General features: G+C 65.7%; 15 protein-coding genes and 1 pseudogene. 11 read left to right on the top strand and 5 right to left on the bottom strand.

Annotated elements, in window-relative coordinates; translation table 11 throughout:
• Positions 1-341 precede the first annotated feature (341 nt).
• Positions 342-1,061, bottom strand: coding sequence for an FAD-dependent oxidoreductase (locus tag ABIB45_RS17780; RefSeq protein ID WP_354217168.1), 720 nt, complete (start codon positions 1,059-1,061; stop codon positions 342-344).
• A 108-nt stretch (positions 1,062-1,169) separates the two neighbouring features.
• Entirely contained in the window at positions 1,170-1,904 is a 735-nt protein-coding gene (locus tag ABIB45_RS17775) for a DUF4386 domain-containing protein (RefSeq protein WP_354217167.1), read from the bottom strand.
• A 112-nt stretch (positions 1,905-2,016) separates the two neighbouring features.
• Here ABIB45_RS17775 and ABIB45_RS17770 point away from each other — a divergent pair, with 112 nt between their 5' ends.
• Both ABIB45_RS17770 and ABIB45_RS17765 read left to right on the top strand, forming a co-directional pair.
• Entirely contained in the window at positions 2,017-2,730 is a 714-nt protein-coding gene (locus ABIB45_RS17770; RefSeq protein WP_354217166.1) for a TetR/AcrR family transcriptional regulator, read from the top strand.
• A gap of 785 nt (positions 2,731-3,515) precedes the next feature.
• The gene (locus ABIB45_RS17765) at positions 3,516-3,716 is read left to right on the top strand and encodes a hypothetical protein (RefSeq protein ID WP_354217165.1); all 201 of its coding nucleotides are present in this window, start codon (positions 3,516-3,518) and stop codon (positions 3,714-3,716) included.
• On the opposite strand, the gene ABIB45_RS17760 is transcribed toward ABIB45_RS17765, so the two are convergent.
• Positions 3,713-4,423, bottom strand: coding sequence for an ankyrin repeat domain-containing protein (locus tag ABIB45_RS17760; RefSeq protein ID WP_354217164.1), 711 nt, complete (start codon positions 4,421-4,423; stop codon positions 3,713-3,715). The two genes, ABIB45_RS17765 and ABIB45_RS17760, sit on opposite strands and share 4 nt — an antisense overlap.
• Before the next feature lie 10 nt (positions 4,424-4,433).
• The gene (locus ABIB45_RS17755) at positions 4,434-5,015 is read right to left on the bottom strand and encodes a GlcG/HbpS family heme-binding protein (RefSeq protein WP_354217163.1); all 582 of its coding nucleotides are present in this window, start codon (positions 5,013-5,015) and stop codon (positions 4,434-4,436) included.
• A 222-nt stretch (positions 5,016-5,237) separates the two neighbouring features.
• Between ABIB45_RS17755 and ABIB45_RS17750 the strand changes: the two genes are divergently transcribed.
• From ABIB45_RS17750 to ABIB45_RS17735, 3 genes and pseudogenes are all read left to right on the top strand, one after another.
• Positions 5,238-6,464, top strand: a complete 1,227-nt coding sequence (locus tag ABIB45_RS17750; RefSeq protein WP_354217162.1) for a sensor histidine kinase — start codon at positions 5,238-5,240, stop codon at positions 6,462-6,464.
• Entirely contained in the window at positions 6,461-7,087 is a 627-nt protein-coding gene (locus ABIB45_RS17745; protein WP_354217160.1) for a response regulator, read from the top strand. Before ABIB45_RS17750 ends, ABIB45_RS17745 begins: the two co-directional genes overlap by 4 nt.
• 736 nt (positions 7,088-7,823) lie before the next feature.
• Positions 7,824-8,668 (top strand): annotated as a pseudogene (locus tag ABIB45_RS17735) (fumarylacetoacetate hydrolase family protein).
• 497 nt (positions 8,669-9,165) lie between these two features.
• Here the strand turns inward: ABIB45_RS17735 and ABIB45_RS17730 are convergent.
• Entirely contained in the window at positions 9,166-9,387 is a 222-nt protein-coding gene (locus ABIB45_RS17730; RefSeq protein ID WP_354217174.1) for a hypothetical protein, read from the bottom strand.
• Positions 9,388-9,461: 74 nt separating this feature from the next.
• Between ABIB45_RS17730 and ABIB45_RS17725 the strand changes: the two genes are divergently transcribed.
• The 6 genes from ABIB45_RS17725 to ABIB45_RS17700 all read left to right on the top strand — a co-directional run bounded on the left by ABIB45_RS17725 (position 9,462) and on the right by ABIB45_RS17700 (position 15,018).
• Positions 9,462-10,229, top strand: coding sequence for a VOC family protein (locus ABIB45_RS17725; RefSeq protein ID WP_354217159.1), 768 nt, complete (start codon positions 9,462-9,464; stop codon positions 10,227-10,229).
• 94 nt (positions 10,230-10,323) lie between these two features.
• On the top strand, positions 10,324-10,863 hold the full coding sequence (locus tag ABIB45_RS17720) for an NUDIX hydrolase family protein (RefSeq protein ID WP_354217157.1): 540 nt from the start codon (positions 10,324-10,326) through the stop codon (positions 10,861-10,863).
• A gap of 85 nt (positions 10,864-10,948) precedes the next feature.
• Positions 10,949-12,055 (top strand): DUF6707 family protein, encoded by a 1,107-nt coding sequence (locus ABIB45_RS17715; protein ID WP_354217156.1) that lies wholly within the window; start codon positions 10,949-10,951, stop codon positions 12,053-12,055.
• A gap of 48 nt (positions 12,056-12,103) precedes the next feature.
• On the top strand, positions 12,104-12,829 hold the full coding sequence (locus ABIB45_RS17710; RefSeq protein ID WP_354217155.1) for an SRPBCC family protein: 726 nt from the start codon (positions 12,104-12,106) through the stop codon (positions 12,827-12,829).
• A gap of 33 nt (positions 12,830-12,862) precedes the next feature.
• On the top strand, positions 12,863-14,200 hold the full coding sequence (tgt, locus tag ABIB45_RS17705; RefSeq protein WP_502909190.1) for a tRNA guanosine(34) transglycosylase Tgt: 1,338 nt from the start codon (positions 12,863-12,865) through the stop codon (positions 14,198-14,200).
• Between the two features lie 68 nt (positions 14,201-14,268).
• Entirely contained in the window at positions 14,269-15,018 is a 750-nt protein-coding gene (locus ABIB45_RS17700) for a dienelactone hydrolase family protein (protein ID WP_354217153.1), read from the top strand.
• The last annotated feature ends 67 nt before the right edge of the window (positions 15,019-15,085 follow it).

The following is a 15,085-nucleotide window of genomic DNA, read 5'->3' as shown; positions in this document are numbered from 1 at the left end:
AAGGCCGGCCCCTTTCCAAGACAAGGAAACCGGCCTCGGGCCGTTACGGCTCAAACCTGAGGAACCCTCAAACAATTACCGACCCACGCACCTAGGTTCTGCCCACCGCGCGGCGTCCCGGCCGCAGCGTCGGCGGTGTGGCTTACGGTGAAGCCGGGTGGCAAGAGCGAGCCACACCCTCATGGGCTGTTCCTACCTGGCGGTTTGGCCAACGGTCTTTTCGAGCGCCAGCGAAGGCCCGCCCGGCCATCTGAAAGACCCCGGTTTCGCAGCTTCGCGACGCAGCCCCCGAAGCGTTTGTCGGCTCACCGACTCGTTCGCCATAACACCGAGAACACCGGTCAAATGAGCGCCTCGGGGGGTGTCATCTGAGCTGACTTGCTGAATCCATCCGCCGTGTCGACCAAGCGATATGCATTGACGAACCCGGCCGTCATGACTGTGATGCTCGCTATGCCGGCAGAGGCGGCCTCGCGCTCCTGCGCCGTGACCACGATTCCAAGCCGCTCTAAATGTCGTTGGACCGTATTCCCTCCGGCTATTTCAAGACTGGCGCCGCCGGGTCCTCGGGTGCGAAGTCGCACGCGCAGGTCGGGGCGAGCGGACGCGATCTCCGCGGCAAGCTCGACCCCGGTCAGTCCGCCACCGATCACGTCGACACTGCCGAAGCCGAAACTTGCCAGTCGCGCCCGCAGTCTGAGCGCTTCGCCGTGGGATGCAATGCTGAATGTTCCGGAAGGCATCACGGGCGAGGTGCTCCCCACCGCGTAGACCAAGCCGTCGTAACCGATGATGCGCCCGTCCGCGAGAAAGACCTTTTGCCCCTCCGCGTCGATGCGTTCAGCCCAACCGACCATGAGCTCCACATCGAGGTGCAGAACTGATGCGAGGGGCAACTCCGCGCTGTCCCTGCTGCCCGCGGCGACCTCGTGCAGCCGGATGCGTTCGACAAACGTTGCGCCAGCGTTCACCAGGGTCACGCGCCCGCTACGGCCGGCTGCTCGGTTCGCGGCCATGACGCTGGCATAGCCGCCGCCGATAATGATGAGGTCGGTATTCACTCGCATCCTGCTTGCTGCTGTGGCCGGCGACCAGTGATCTGGCACAGCTTGTGATCGACGCCCCCGGCGCGGCCGGTCCACTACGGCGGACCGCGTCCCCATCGATTGTCAGCGCAACTCGGTGACGGCTGAATACTCCGCTCGGTCGGCGCCAGCGCGGCTGTCCCCCACCCGCTCGAGTGCAGTGGCGTTGAAGCCTTTGATGATCAGCCAGAGCGCGAGCGACATCTCCCAGACGAACACGGGCAGCGCGACGAGCAGCCCGATCGGCGAGAACTGCCCGTACAGGCCGAAGATGACCAGCACGGTTGAGAGCGTGATGACCGCGCCACCTACCAGGCCGAGAACCGCGATGATGCGAGGCACGAGGCGGGACGTGTACATGAGCGAAGCCAGCAGGATCGAGCCGATGCCGAGCGCAAAGCCCGGGCCGAACAGGAGCGTAGCGTCTTGCAGCGTCAGCAGGGCAGCCGCGACGACTTCGAGGGTGCCCTCGTCGGCGCCGCGGGGCTGCTGCCGCAGCAGCAGCACGGTGAGCAGGCTGATAGTGCCCACCGCGATGATCGACGCCTCGATGATGCGGGCGGCGACGTAGGCCAGGGCCAACCTTGGGCTCTGGCGCTTGACGACGGGATAGATGGCTACTGCGGTGCCGACGACGGCGATCACGAGCAACGCCTCGAACAGAACACCGACGGCCAACGACGCGTCGCGGCCGGTACCGGTGACGTAGCTGGGCGTGTTCAGCACCGGAGCGTAGAGGAGCCGGGCGACGATCGCGCCGACCTCACTGAGCAGGAACAGACCGCCGATGAGAATCGCAGTTGTGCGTGTGGGGGTCATGAGAACTCCTTGGGGGGTAAGGGTGTACGGTGTACACCAAGATTCAATATACTCTAAGGTGTACGATGTACTCCAGTCAAGGGCAATCCCATTCTCAACCCAAAGGACCGCAATGACTCCAGCGCCGTCCATCCCGCGCCTTCGTCTCAACCGCGATCGCGTGCTTCAGGCCGCCGTGGAGCTCGCCGACGAGATCGGCCTCGAAGCGCTGAGCATGCGCCGGCTCGCCGAGGAGCTCGGGGTCGTACCGATGGCGCTGTACAAGCACGTCGCGAACAAAGAAGAGCTGCTCGACGCGATGGTCGAGGTGATCGTCAAGGAGATCGACCCGCCGATCAGCAGCACCGACTGGAAGACGGCTGTCCGCCTACGAATCATCTCGGCACGGCAGGTGCTAATGCGGCATCCGTGGGCCCGCGCGGTACTTGAGTCGCGCACCAATCACACCCCAACCGTGCTGGACTACATGGAGTCCACGATCGGGATGTTCCTGGCCGGTGGGTTCTCGGTGGACCTCACCCACCACGTCATGCACGCTCTGGGCAGCCGGATGTGGGGCTTCACCCAAGAACTGTTCAACCAACCCACAAGCTCCGGCAGTGCGGCCGCAGCCGAGACGGCCCCCGACGCGCAATCTGCCCAGACCCTCGCCACGGCAGAGCGCTACCCCAACATCGCGCGGATCAGCGGCGCGGCCGCCCACGACGGCACGGTCGTGGCACACGGATGCGACGACAGATTCGAGTTCGAATTCGCCCTTGACCTACTCCTTGACGGTTTCGAGCGGCTCCACCAAACGGGATGGCGTCCGCCGCTGCGAAGCTAACGGTCTACGAAACGGCTGGCACTGTTTCGCTGAATTGCTCCTTTGCCACCGGACCCGCCCCGATCTGCGCCGGCTGCACTCCACGGCAAACTGCGGCCTGCGCGCAGTGCGGGCAGGACCGTCCGCCGACCGCCCGCTGGCCCGAGGGTCCGGTCTGCGACAAGTGTTACACCGCGGCCATGCGCCACCGGGGCGGCTGCGACGGCTGCCACCAACAGCGCCGGCTGGTTGGCCCGCCGGGACCCGGGGCAAGCATCTGCGCCGACTGGCCCGGGATCCCGGGCCATGCATGTGGGCACCGGCTGCGGGATTGAGGACAATCTCTACGAACGGGGCCGGTGCCCGTCCTGCGCGCTTGCCCACAGAACCGTCGGCTCCTGGCCGCCGCTTCAGGGCAGCTCCCGACCGCCTTGGTGCCCGTCCATGAATCGATCACCGCCACCACTCCCCCGCGTTCGGCGCTGAACTGGTTGCATCAAGGAGCCGGCGCCCCGATCTTGCCGGGCTGGCCGCGGGAACGCTGGCCATCAGCCACGACGCCCTGGATACCCACCCGAATCCGAGCGCAGCCGCCTACCTAAGGTGGCTTGTGGAAAAGCGACATATCCGACGCCAAGGTTTTGCGGATCGTCGTAGTGGCCCGTATTTGCCGGGTTTGATGTGGCGATTCGCACCTGGTGGACACAACACCAGCGCAGACAGCAAGAAGCTCCGCAGCACGTGTCAGTGATGCGGAGACTTCCTGGCAACCCCTCCGCACCGGAATCCGTCCCAGTGCCGCTTTCATGACGGGCTGGCTGCACGAAGTGGTGGTCACCGTCGTCCCTGCGGCGCTGGCCGCCTTCACTGGCGCGGTACTCCAAGACCTGCCTCTGACACTCGACGGCGGGGGCGGGGGCGTCGCACCAAAAGTGCGGCACGCCGTCGTACTTTCGCGGAACGATGCGGACGTCAGCGGCCCAGGAGCCACCCGCCGCGCACTTTAGCCGTGGCTGCGAATCAGGTTGGCAATCTCCACGAAGCCCAGGCGATCCGCGTTCTGCAGGGCAGTGCGCGCCTCGGGGTCCCGAATGGTATGGTCCCCGCCGGCGTCCAGGAGCTGGCGCACCACCTCCTGCTGTCTGACGCCACCGTCGTTGAGCAGGATGGCCTCCTGCATGGCGGTCCAGCCCAGCCTGTTCACGTGGTTCACGGGCACCCCGGCGGCCAGGAGGATCTGCACCGTCTCCACATGGCCGTGCTCGCTGGCGGGAATCAGTGCAGTACCGCCGTAACGGTTGGTGCTGGTCACGTCTGCGCCGGCTGCAAGCGTCAGCTGGAGCATCTCATTGAATCCCTCGGCGCCGGCGTAGAGGAACGCGGAATCCTCGATGGCGTCTTTGGCGTTCACATTGGCGCCGTGGCCGATGAGTTCGCCGGCCAGCGCGACGTTGTTGGTCTTTGCGGCGACGATCAGTTTTTGGTCCAGCTGTGCCTGGGCCGTCGCGGACAGGGCTGGCGGCGTGGTGGGTGCCGCTGTGGTGTGAGCGGTCAGTGATAACGGGGACGAGGCTGTTGTTACGGACGAGGGCGACTCCAGCCGTTGCGGCTCACCTGGATTTGTCTGGCAGGCGGCCAGGAACGCCGCGAGACCCGCCACGATCAGAACCGCTGCTGCCTTGGGGGCCCGGCGGCACATGCTGAACGGTGTCATGGATCCGAGCCTACTTGGCAGCGCCCGCGACCGCTGCACCGATGGCCTCGGCACCTGCGGTGGCGCAGGCCTCGTCCAAAGTGCCGTCAGGGGCGCCCCCCACTCCGATGCCCGCCACGGAAACGCCGTTGACTTTAAGCGGGACGCCACCGGCCAAAAAGAGGGTGCCGGGGAGGTCGGCGATGCTGGGTCCGTTGCCGTTGATGCGCTTGGCCAGCTCGCTTGTTGGTGCACCGAAGGCGGCCGCGGTGTAGGCCTTCTGCTTGGCAGCGTCAATCGTATGCTCAGCGGCGTTGTCTCCGCGCAGGAGAGCCTGGACGGTACCAAACCTGTCAACCAGGGCCACAGTGACGAACGGCAACTTGTCCGCCTGGCATTTCGCGAGGGCTGCCTGGACGGCGTCCGACGAGGCGCCCACGGTGATGCGGTTCTGCGCGACCACGATACCCGGCGCCTGGGGAATATCAAGGGCGGGTACGGCGGCGCGGGCGGCCATTTGGCTGGTCCCGGCATTGGCGGCAGCGGTCAGGCCACCAGTCAGGAGCAATGCTCCGGCGGCAGCAACGGCGGCAATCTTGTTCGGCTTTTTCATGGGTTCTCCTTGAATTTCAGTTGGTGGCTCAACCAGACCGTGGCCTGGGCCCGGCCCGTGACCTCGTCTCCATCCTGTCCCGCCCAGCCGCGGCGGACATCGGGCCTTCGGTTGCATCCCGCTCCTCCGGAAGGCCAGCAGCGTCAGCCAAAAGGCTGAGAGACCAGCAACGGCGGGGGCCCTAGCATTGGAGGGGAACTCCCCTGACCAGAACCGGACAACATGCCCTCGCCAGCCACTGCCCTTGAAACCCCACCCGCCGGACCTGCTGCGAAGCCCGGCCGGCTCGGCCGGATCGACGCCGCGGTCCACCTCGGCTTTGCGTTGCTGTTAGTCGCATCGGCCGTCCGCTATGTCATGCGGCATAGCCTGCCAGACAACTTCCTGGTCCTCGGACTGGCCGGAGCGGTATGCGCCCTGTACGCGGTGATCGCTGTACTGGCCCGGCAGAAACGTCCGTGGGCGGTCTGGATGCTTGTACTTGTGGCCGTGTGGGGGGTCCTGGTCATTTCCGCCCCCAGCTTTGCGTGGTGTTCCTTTGCGATCTTTTTTCTGTGCCGGACAGCGTTCACGGGCGCCCTGAGTTACCTTGCGGCAGGCGCGGTGGCGGCCGCCACCGCCGTCGGGCTTTTTCGCCTGAGCGCCGGCACGGACCTGGCCATGCTGCTGGGGCCCCTAGCAGTCGGAGTGATGCTGACAATGATCTATGACCGGATCGAGCACGACTCCGCCGAGCAGCGCCGGCTCCACGCTGCAGTATCGCAGGCACAAGGACAACTGAAGGCCAGCGAACGCCGCGCCGGGACCATCGCCGAACGCGAGCGGGTATCACGCGAGATCCACGACACCGTGGCTCAAGGCCTTGCCAGCAGCCTGCTGCTCCTGGAAGCCGCCAAACGCTCGTGGCCCGGCGCGGCATCCCGCCGCGACGTCGATCGGGCCGCCGAACTGACGCGGCGGAACCTCTCCGAAACCCGTAGCCTTGTCCACGAGCTCGCTTCCCCGGGGCTCGACGCCTCGCCGCTGCCCGAGGCCCTGCGTCAGGCCGCCACTCAGTATGTCCCGAACGCCAGGCTCCTGCTCACCGGCGAGCTGAGGGACGTCCCGGCGGAGGTCCGGCACACGCTGCTCCGGGTGGTCCAGAGCGCGGCCGCGAACATTCAACAACACGCAAACGCCACCGCCACAACCGTAACGCTGGGTTTCCTTCCGGATTCCGTCACCTTGGACATTTACGACGACGGAACCGGGTTTAACCCGTTGGCGGCAGCACCGCCATCGGACGCCGGAGGCTACGGACTGCGGGCCATGCGCCAGCGCGTGGAACAGCTGGGCGGGGAATTCTCGGTGGAAAGTTCCCCCGGACAGGGCACCATCGTGGCGGCCCAGGTACCCGCCCAACACCCCATGCAGCTACCAGCGCAGCGAACCAACCAGGAAGAGTCATGAGAACCATCAGCGTCCTCCTCGTGGACGACCATCTGGTGGTCAGGAGCGGACTCCGCTCGTTGCTGGGCACGCAGCCTGACTTTGAGGTGGTGGCCGAGGCCGCCTCTGGCGAAGAAGCCCTCAAGCTGGCGGACCAGCACTCGCCTGCTGTGGTGGTGATGGACTTGGCCATGGGCGCCGGGATGGACGGGATCGAGGCCATTAAGCAATTGCGGCAGCGCAACGGCCGGCAGGCCATTCTTGTCTTCACCACCTACGATTCAGACGCGGACATCGTGCGGGCAGTGGACGCCGGGGCAATGGGCTACCTGCTCAAGGACGCAGCCCCGGACGAAATCTTCGCCGCCCTCCGTGGCGCCGTGCAGGGAAAGTCCGTGATGAGCGCACCGGTAGCTTCCCGGCTTTTCCAGCAGCTGCGGAATCCCGGCGACGTCCTGACGCCGCGGGAGGCCGAGTTGCTGAGCCTCCTGACCCAAGGGCTCAGCAACCGGGAGCTGGGCCAGCAACTCTTCATCTCCGAAGCCACGGTCAAGACCCACCTGGCCCACATTTACGCCAAGCTGGGGGTGGAAACCCGTGCCGCAGCCATCGCCACTGCCATCCGCAGGGAGGGTATGCGCTAGGAGACTGTCGAATCAGTCGCGGGCGCTAACGCGGGTCGGCTGGACTGGTAGAGCCCGTGGTTAGGACTGGCCTTATGCAGGACATGAAGACGCGGAACCCGGGTATTTGGATATGGATGCGCTGACCGGGGAATTGTTGGCTCCGGGCTCCGGGCTGCGTCTTTGCATTCTGATCCCCTCGCGGCGGCGCCGGCCTTCTGCTCCGGCGCCGGTCATTGGGTCGTTGCACGCATTGGAGGCCTTGAAGGCCTTTCGGACCGGGAGGCCCCGGAGGCGTTGACAGACGATCTGCGGTGGAAGGCCGCGTGCGGGTACCGGTTTACTGATAAGGCGTTCCATCCGAGCTGCAAGCTGCGGGAGCGCCGACCTTGCTGCCACCCCGTGGTCGGTTTAATTTTCCGGACTACGGAGTTCCGGGCGTTCGTCTCTTTGCTACACGCGGAACCAACGGTCCAGCCAGCCAAGGCTGCATGCCCGAACCAAAGTAACAATTCGTTTTTAGGCCTTTCTGAAAAAATACGTTGACAGTGATTCAAGTCACTCTTAACTTTGATTTGGGATCCCAAGCTCCCCCCAACGAGGGCGCGGCCAGGATCGGTCCAAGGGCGAGTCCGGCACCGGCGACGCCTCCAACACAACAGGTCCACGCCGCGACCGACCAGCCCTCAGCCGACTGGGGGCGAGCGCACGTTGGCCAAGGAACCCGATCCCGAACCTCGAAGAAGGAACCAACCGCATGAAGTTTGCACGCCTCGGCCCCGTCGGAGCCGAAACCCCCGCCATCATGAATGGTGGTAGTTACTACTCCCTAGCCGGACTGACCCGGACCTAAACCCCAACTTCTGGTCCTCGGGCGGCCCCGGCCGTGCAGCAGCGGCCCTGGCTGCCGGGGAACTACCGAAACTGGATGCCGTGAGCCTCCGAATCGGGGCGCCAATCACCCGGCCGTCTTCAGTGTTTTGCTTCGGCTTGAACTACGCCGCTCACGCCGCTGAGTCCGGTTCCGAACCACCCGTGGCACCGATCCTGTTCCAAAAGGCTGCCAACACCGTCGTAGGACCCAACGACGCCGTCGTGATCCCCCGCGGTTCCACCACCACGGACTGGGAAGTCGAACTGGGCGTTGTCATCGGCACCCGCGCGTCATACCTCAATTCACCATCGGATGCGCTCAGTCACATCGCCGGCTTTGTCACGGTCAACGACCTGTCCGAGCGGACCTTCCAGCTGGAGGGCTCCGGCGGTCAATGGTCCAAAGGCAAGAGCTGTGCCGGGTTCTGCCCCACCGGTCCATACTTGGTCACCCCCGAGGAAGTGGACCCAGGCGACCTCCGGCTGCGCACATGGGTAAACGGTGAACCCCGCCAAGACTCCACCACGCAAGACCTGATTTTCGACGTGGCCACCATCATCCATGACCTCAGCCAGTACCTCGTCCTGGAAGCGGGCGACTTGATCTGCACCGGAACGCCGGAGGGCGTGGCCTTGTCCTGACGCTTCCCTTATCTAAAAGCCGGGGACGTGGTGGAGGTAGAGGTGGCTGGCCTTGGACGCCAGCGGCAGGAATTCATTCAAGCCTAGAAGTACAGTCGCGTTTATTCTTGGCGCTGTCGGCGTTTTAATCGTGTGATGTCTCCAAAGTTTGGTAACAGTTCCGCCTCGAGACTTCGGTGACACTTGCTGTCTCTAGACATCGGTAACAGTTTTCTCTGCCTGCCTATCTGCGGAAGTGGGTGCGTGCCTTGCCCATCCGGACGTAAGTGGTTCCTTCGGCGGCCAGAAGTACTCTGCGAGGACCTCCCCTCCGGTTTTGGCGGAGCACGACGCCGTCAAGGTCCCAGGCGGCAATGACGACTAGTCCGCCCATCCGCTTGGTCACGGAGTACAGGGTCCTGCCGATGCCGACCATGTCCCCGGGCAACCGCGTTGGCGAAGTGTCGGACGGCGTGAGCGTGGCTCCAGGGCTGCGGCGTGGCCTTCATCAAAGGCCCTGTGGCCCGTATCGCATAGAACGTCTTGCGGGTTTGCCCGTGAGGACCTCCAGGGCGGCGAACAAGGTGGTGGTGCCGTTGGCCCTCCTATGTTTGTCTAGCCTTGTTCAAGGTGGCGTTTTTCGAGTTAAGGGTTCGGTGGACCCGTCGGGCCAGGTAGCGTTTGGTGCAGCGGCGGATTTCCTTGATGGTGCGTCCTTCGGCCTCCCGTTTGTCCGCGTGGTTCGTCTCCAGCCTGCTGCGCCACTCGGCGGCGTCCTTCATCAGCAGCTCCGCGAGTTCGATGGCCATGGCACTATTCTGCTCCACGGGACTCCTTATTCAAGGCGTGGCATTATGGCCATATCAGGCAACAAGCCGTCGTCTTCACCCCGGGAGATCCAATGCTGCGTGTCCGCCCCGTCCACTTCACCTCGCGCCTGGACCAGTGGGAGCGACTCCTCACGGGTCTGGGGATGGTCCGGACAGTCGATGACGGGCCTTGGCAGGAGTTCGACTCCGGGTCGGGCAGGCTTGCGCTGCACGCCGCCGAGCCGAGCTCGCCCGAAGACGGGACGACGGGGTTCGGCGTCGAAGTGGGCGATTTGGCTGAGTTCGCCCGGCGCACCAACGAGGCCGGGGTGGAGAGCGGGACGTCGCCGGCCGAGCTGACCCGGGCTGACCATGGCGACACCTGCCGCATCACCGGCGAGGACGGCTTCAGTTTTTACGCCGACAAGGCCGCCCACGGAGCCCAGTGCGCGGACGCCGATCAGGCGCTTGCCGTCGTCGTGGTTTGGTTCACGCCGGACGCTGCCGCGGCCGCCCAAACACTACGCAACATGGGTGCGCGCCGCCGTCCGGTCCCGGACGATGACGAAACAGCGGACTTCGCGGCCAAGAACGGCGGGGTGCTGATGGTGCGCCCGGCCTCCGGGCCACCCCGGACCGGCCTGGGATTTGAGTACGACGGCGATCTGGGCGCCCTGCGCACCCGGCTCGCGGACGCCGGGGTGGAGGTCGGCGAAACGGAGGAAGCCTTCGGCCGGACCCTGCACGTGGCCAACCCGGATGCAGCCGCCGCAGGAACGGCCAGCCCAGCCCCGGATTCCAATGCCGGCCCGCACGTCCCGCCCACGCTCTGGATCTCCCAGCGGCGCGCCGAGGGGTGAGATCCCGGCGCCGTGGCCACGCGCTGTGGACGGCGAATTACGCTAAAAGCCCCCCTCACCGGCCCGCACGCGTCCGATGGGGTAGAACTTAACCATGAACGTTCGCACTCCTGACCCCAATCCCGGCTGGCTCTCCGAGGAGGACCTCTTTGAGGCACGCGGGAGGCTGCCCATGATCTACGTGGAGGCCGTTCCCGTCAGGCTGGATCCGCTGGGATTCGTGAACGAGGTTGGCACGCTGCTGCAGGCCGATGAAGACGGCACCATGATCCGGTCGCTGGTGTCCGGCCGGGTGATCTACCGCGAGACCATCCGCGCCGCGCTCCTGCGCCACATGGAGAAGGATTTGGGGCCCCTCGCGTTTCCCCAGCTTCCCATCAGCCCGGTGCCGTTCACGGTGGCCGAATACTTCCCGGCCCCGTCCCACACCGGCTTCACCGACGACCGCCAACACGCCGTGTCCCTGGCCTATGTTATCCCCGTGACGGGCGAATGCGAGCCCCGCCAGGACGCCCTGGAACTGACCTGGATGACCCCGGAAGAAGTGCTTAGCCCCGGGGTTCAGCTCGAATTCGACGGCGGCCGGGGAGCTTTGGTCCGCCAGGCGCTCGCCTTTGCGGGAGTGGGCTTCTGACGCCCGGAGGATCCCCGGCGTCCCGGACTGGAGCGCCCTGCTTTGTAGACTGTAGGGCGGACCGCAAGAGAATTTAAGGACCCCCATGACCGAAACCCCAGCCGCCAGGCATTACAGCGAACAGCAGGCTGGATCTCTGACGTCCGGCGATCAGCTCCTCCTTCCCGATGGTGAACGCACCGCCGAAATCCAGCGGGTGGAGCTGGAGTCAGATGATTTCGGCACACCTGCCGTGGTTCTGGCCAACCTCACCGGCGGCGGCACCATCCGCATCGCGGCCGGCTCCACGGTGAAGATCGCCAGCCCAACGGCCCGCAACGTCACGCTTCAGGACATCATGGTCCAGGATGCGGCCCACCAGGACACAGCGTCCGACGCCGTCACGCAGCTTCCGGTGGCAATGCGCCTTCCCAAGGGGGAACAGGCCGACGCTGAACAGCCCGACGGGGAGCAATTCCACGCGGAATCCCGCGAACACCAGCCACCGGCAGCGGTGGAGGCAGCCCCGGTGGCTCCCGCCGTCGTCGTACCTCCTCTGCCTGCCATCCCGCCCGCGGTGAGTGGCCCTTCGGCGGAGGAACTCGCGCGGATTCCGGCCCCGCAGGGCACGCCGGAATCCGTGGTGGAGGCAGCCGCCGAAGCCCACCCCGACGCCGTGGGTGTGCTGCTGCTGGCCGATAAGCTGGCCAAAGGCATCAATTTCAAGTCCGGCAGCTGCCTGAAGGACCTCAGCGACCTCGCCCACGAGCTGTTCATCACGCTGAAAGACCCTGACGGGGCGCTGGCCGTGGCGGACCTGCTCAACGTGCTGCCGTACGACGGCAACCCGGGCAGGTGGGCCTCCGTGGAGGCGTCGCTGGCGCTGTCCAGCTACATCTGCCGCCAGGACCGGCAGGAAGAGCGCGCCGAAGTCTACGAAAAGCTGCTGCGCACCCCGGAAAACCAGGAAACGGACCCTTTCAAGGCGCGCATGAACGCCAAGGTGCGCCAGCGGTCACTCAACGAACCCAACCTATACGACAAAGAGATCTTCCGCTCGATCGACAACTCCAACCACGAGGCCGAGCGGGAGTGGCGGCTGCTGCGGCTCGAGTCCCTGCTCTTCCTGCGGGCCCACGGCGGGTCTGAGACGATCGGGCTCGGTGAACTGCAGCGCCGGATCAGCAACGAGCTCGAGTCCGTCCGGGCCTGAACAAACTAGCCCTACCCGGGGTTGCGCGGGAGTTGTAGATTCGGGGCTATGACGAACAATCTGAGCGTGGTGGTTAATGCTGATGCGCCGCAGGTCTGGACCATGCTGCGCGAACCGGCCAAGGTGGCCCAGTGGCACGGCTGGGAGGCCGATGAACTGGCGGCCGAAATCAACGAGATCTACTTTGGCAGTAAGGTCGTCGAAGCCCCGGACCACACCAGCCTGACCGCCAACGGCGGCGATGTTTTTGACCTGAAACCGGTGGCGTCCGGGACGGAGGTCCGCGTCACCCGGGCGGCCCTGGACCACAATTCCGAATGGGCGGCCTGGGACGAGGACATCACGCAGGGCTGGCTGACGTTCCTGCAGCAGCTCCGATTCGCGCTGGAACACCATCCGCACGGCCAGCGGCACACTCTGTTCATCGAGGTCCCGGGCGGATCCGGTTCAGCCATCGAGAAGCTGGGGCTGTCCGAGGTTCCCAAGCCCGGCGAGCCATACCAGCTGACCCTGGCCACCGGAGAGGAAATCTCCGGCAAGGTCTGGTACCGCAGCAACCATCAGGTGGGGCTCACTGTCCACGGTTATGCCGAGCACGGGGACGGCCTGCTGATCGTGGCCGACCAGCCCGTCATCGAGGACGTCAGGCCCGACGGCGGTGCCATAGTGATTGCCTCCACCTACGATCTGGGTGCCCACAAACTGGAGTCCATCCAGTCGTCCTGGGACGGCTGGCGGGCTGAGAACTACCCCACACCAAAGGCGGCCAACTGAGGGATCGGCGCTGTTTGCTGGCACACTGTAACGGTGCCAGCCATTCCCGCCTCCGCTCTGCCCGCTGACTCCACTGCCGCTAGCGCCGGAGTCACCTTTGCCGGGCAGTCCATCGCTGCGCAGTCCCAGTTCTCCTTCACCGTGGGCACTCGGTTGGCCGAAAATTGTGCGCCGTCGGCCGACCAAGTCGCTACCAACGGCGGCCGGTTTCTCGGCCGCACGGGCACCATCAGCACGCCGCACGGTGAGATCCAGACGCCCGCTTTCATCGCCGTCGGGACCAAAGCCACCGTGAAGTCGGTGCTGCCAGAATCGATGGCGGAACTTGGGGCGCAGGCGCTCCTGGCCAACGCCTACCACCTGTACCTCCAGCCAGGCGCGGACATCCTGGACGAGGCCGGCGGGCTGGGCGCGTTCATGAACTGGTCCGGGCCCACCTTCACCGACTCCGGCGGATTCCAGGTGATGAGCCTGGGCTCGGGGTTCAAGAAGGTTATCGACATGAAATCGGTTGATTCTTCGGGGCCGGATGACGCTGTCGCTCCAGGCAAGGAACGCCTGGCCCACATCGACGACGACGGCGTCTGGTTCAAAAGCCACCTCAACGGCGACCGGCACCGGTTCTCGCCGGAAATCTCCATGCAGGTCCAGCACCAGATCGGCGCGGACATCATGTTCGCGTTCGATGAACTGACCACGCTGCAGAACTCCCGCGGCTACCAGGAGGAGTCACTGGAGCGCACCCGCCTCTGGGCGCTGCGCTGCCTGGACGAGCATTTCCGGCTGACCTCATCCCGCGTGGGGAAGCCGTACCAGGCCCTGTTCGGCGTGATCCAGGGCGCCCAGTACGAGGACCTGCGCCGGAAGGCCTGCCAGGACCTGGGAGCCATGAACTTCGACGGCTACGGCATCGGCGGGGCGCTGGAGAAGGAGAACCTGGGCACGATTGTGCGCTGGTGCAACGAGGAACTGCCGGAGGACAAGCCGCGGCACCTGCTGGGCATCTCCGAACCGGACGACATCTTCACCGCCATCGAAAACGGTGCGGACACCTTCGACTGTGTCTCCCCCACCCGCGTGGCCCGCAACTCGGCGTTCTACCACCCCACCGGCCGCTACAACCTCTCCGGCGCCAAGTACAAGCGCGACTTTGGGCCCCTGCAGGAGGGCTGCGACTGCTACGCCTGCGCCAACTACTCGCGCGCCTACATCCACCACCTTTTCAAGGCCAAGGAGATGCTCTCCGCCACCCTCATCTCCATCCACAACGAGCGCTTTGTGGTGAAGATGGTGGACGACGCCCGGCTAGCCATCGAGGCTGGCACCTTCTTCGACTTCAAGGCCGAGACCCTGGCGCAGTACTACTCCTGAGTCCGCCGCCACTGCGGCGGGCCGCGGTGCTGCCGCGGCCCGCCGTCGTCCTCCTATATCCTGACAAGATGCTCCTTGAGATCCCTGCCACTGCAGGCACCGCCGAAGCCCTGGTTGTCCGTCCTTCCGCCGGTGAAGGCCCGTTTCCCGGCGTCATCCTGTACATGGACGCGTTCGGCCTGCGTCCGCGCATCGAGGAAATGGCGCGGCGCATCGCCGACTGGGGCTACGTGGTCCTGGCGCCGAACGTCTTCTACCGCGAAGGATCTGCTGACGAGTTGGCACCGACGGTGGACATGACCACTCCGGACGGCCGCGCGGCTGCCGGCAAGGCCGCGTTCCCACGGGTGGGACACCTCACTGCAGACAAAGCGCTGCCGGACATTGACGCGTGGGTTGCAGCGCTGGGAACGCTCGACGGCGTTGCGCCCGGCCCCATCGGCACGTTCGGTTACTGCATGGGCGCCCGCCTCGCGGTCCGCACCGCCACCGCCCACCCGCAGGTGGTGGCAGCCTGCGGCGGCTTCCACGGCGGCGGTCTCGCCACCGACGCACCGGACAGTCCGCACCTGGAACTGGCTCATGCGAAGGCGCGGTTTGTGTTCGGCCACGCCGACCACGACCAGAGCATGGCTCCCGAGGCCGTCGCGCGCCTGGGCGAAGCGCTCGACGCAGCGGGGCTCGAGGCGTCCAACGAGATCTATGCCGGTGCGCCGCACGGCTACGCGATGGCAGACACCTCGATGTTCCACGCCGAAGCCACGGAGCGGCACTTCACCGAACTCCGCGGCCTCCTCGACGGGACGCTGAAGGGCTGACGCCAGGCCCTCCGGAGAGGGCTACGCCCGGAAGGTGCAGCAGGCGGCTTAGGGCCGGTCCCCCGTC

It is taken from the genome of Arthrobacter sp. UYCo732, from assembly GCF_040547265.1.
GTDB lineage: Bacteria > Actinomycetota > Actinomycetes > Actinomycetales > Micrococcaceae > Arthrobacter.
Note: the sequence above shows the minus strand (reverse complement) of the source record. Positions and strands in the feature narration are given on the sequence as shown.

Bases quoted from the DNA above. Each gene is read 5' to 3' on its own strand.
- ABIB45_RS17775 (WP_354217167.1), bottom strand. From the start codon at position 1,904: ATGACCCCCACACGCACAACTGCGATTCTCATCGGCGGTCTGTTCCTG.
- ABIB45_RS17770 (WP_354217166.1), top strand. From the start codon at position 2,017: ATGACTCCAGCGCCGTCCATCCCGCGCCTTCGTCTCAACCGCGATCGC.
- ABIB45_RS17765 (WP_354217165.1), top strand. From the start codon at position 3,516: ATGACGGGCTGGCTGCACGAAGTGGTGGTCACCGTCGTCCCTGCGGCG.
- ABIB45_RS17760 (WP_354217164.1), bottom strand. From the start codon at position 4,423: ATGACACCGTTCAGCATGTGCCGCCGGGCCCCCAAGGCAGCAGCGGTT.
- ABIB45_RS17755 (WP_354217163.1), bottom strand. From the start codon at position 5,015: ATGAAAAAGCCGAACAAGATTGCCGCCGTTGCTGCCGCCGGAGCATTG.
- ABIB45_RS17750 (WP_354217162.1), top strand. From the start codon at position 5,238: ATGCCCTCGCCAGCCACTGCCCTTGAAACCCCACCCGCCGGACCTGCT.
- ABIB45_RS17745 (WP_354217160.1), top strand. From the start codon at position 6,461: ATGAGAACCATCAGCGTCCTCCTCGTGGACGACCATCTGGTGGTCAGG.
- ABIB45_RS17725 (WP_354217159.1), top strand. From the start codon at position 9,462: ATGCTGCGTGTCCGCCCCGTCCACTTCACCTCGCGCCTGGACCAGTGG.
- ABIB45_RS17720 (WP_354217157.1), top strand. From the start codon at position 10,324: ATGAACGTTCGCACTCCTGACCCCAATCCCGGCTGGCTCTCCGAGGAG.
- ABIB45_RS17715 (WP_354217156.1), top strand. From the start codon at position 10,949: ATGACCGAAACCCCAGCCGCCAGGCATTACAGCGAACAGCAGGCTGGA.
- ABIB45_RS17710 (WP_354217155.1), top strand. From the start codon at position 12,104: ATGACGAACAATCTGAGCGTGGTGGTTAATGCTGATGCGCCGCAGGTC.
- ABIB45_RS17700 (WP_354217153.1), top strand. From the start codon at position 14,269: ATGCTCCTTGAGATCCCTGCCACTGCAGGCACCGCCGAAGCCCTGGTT.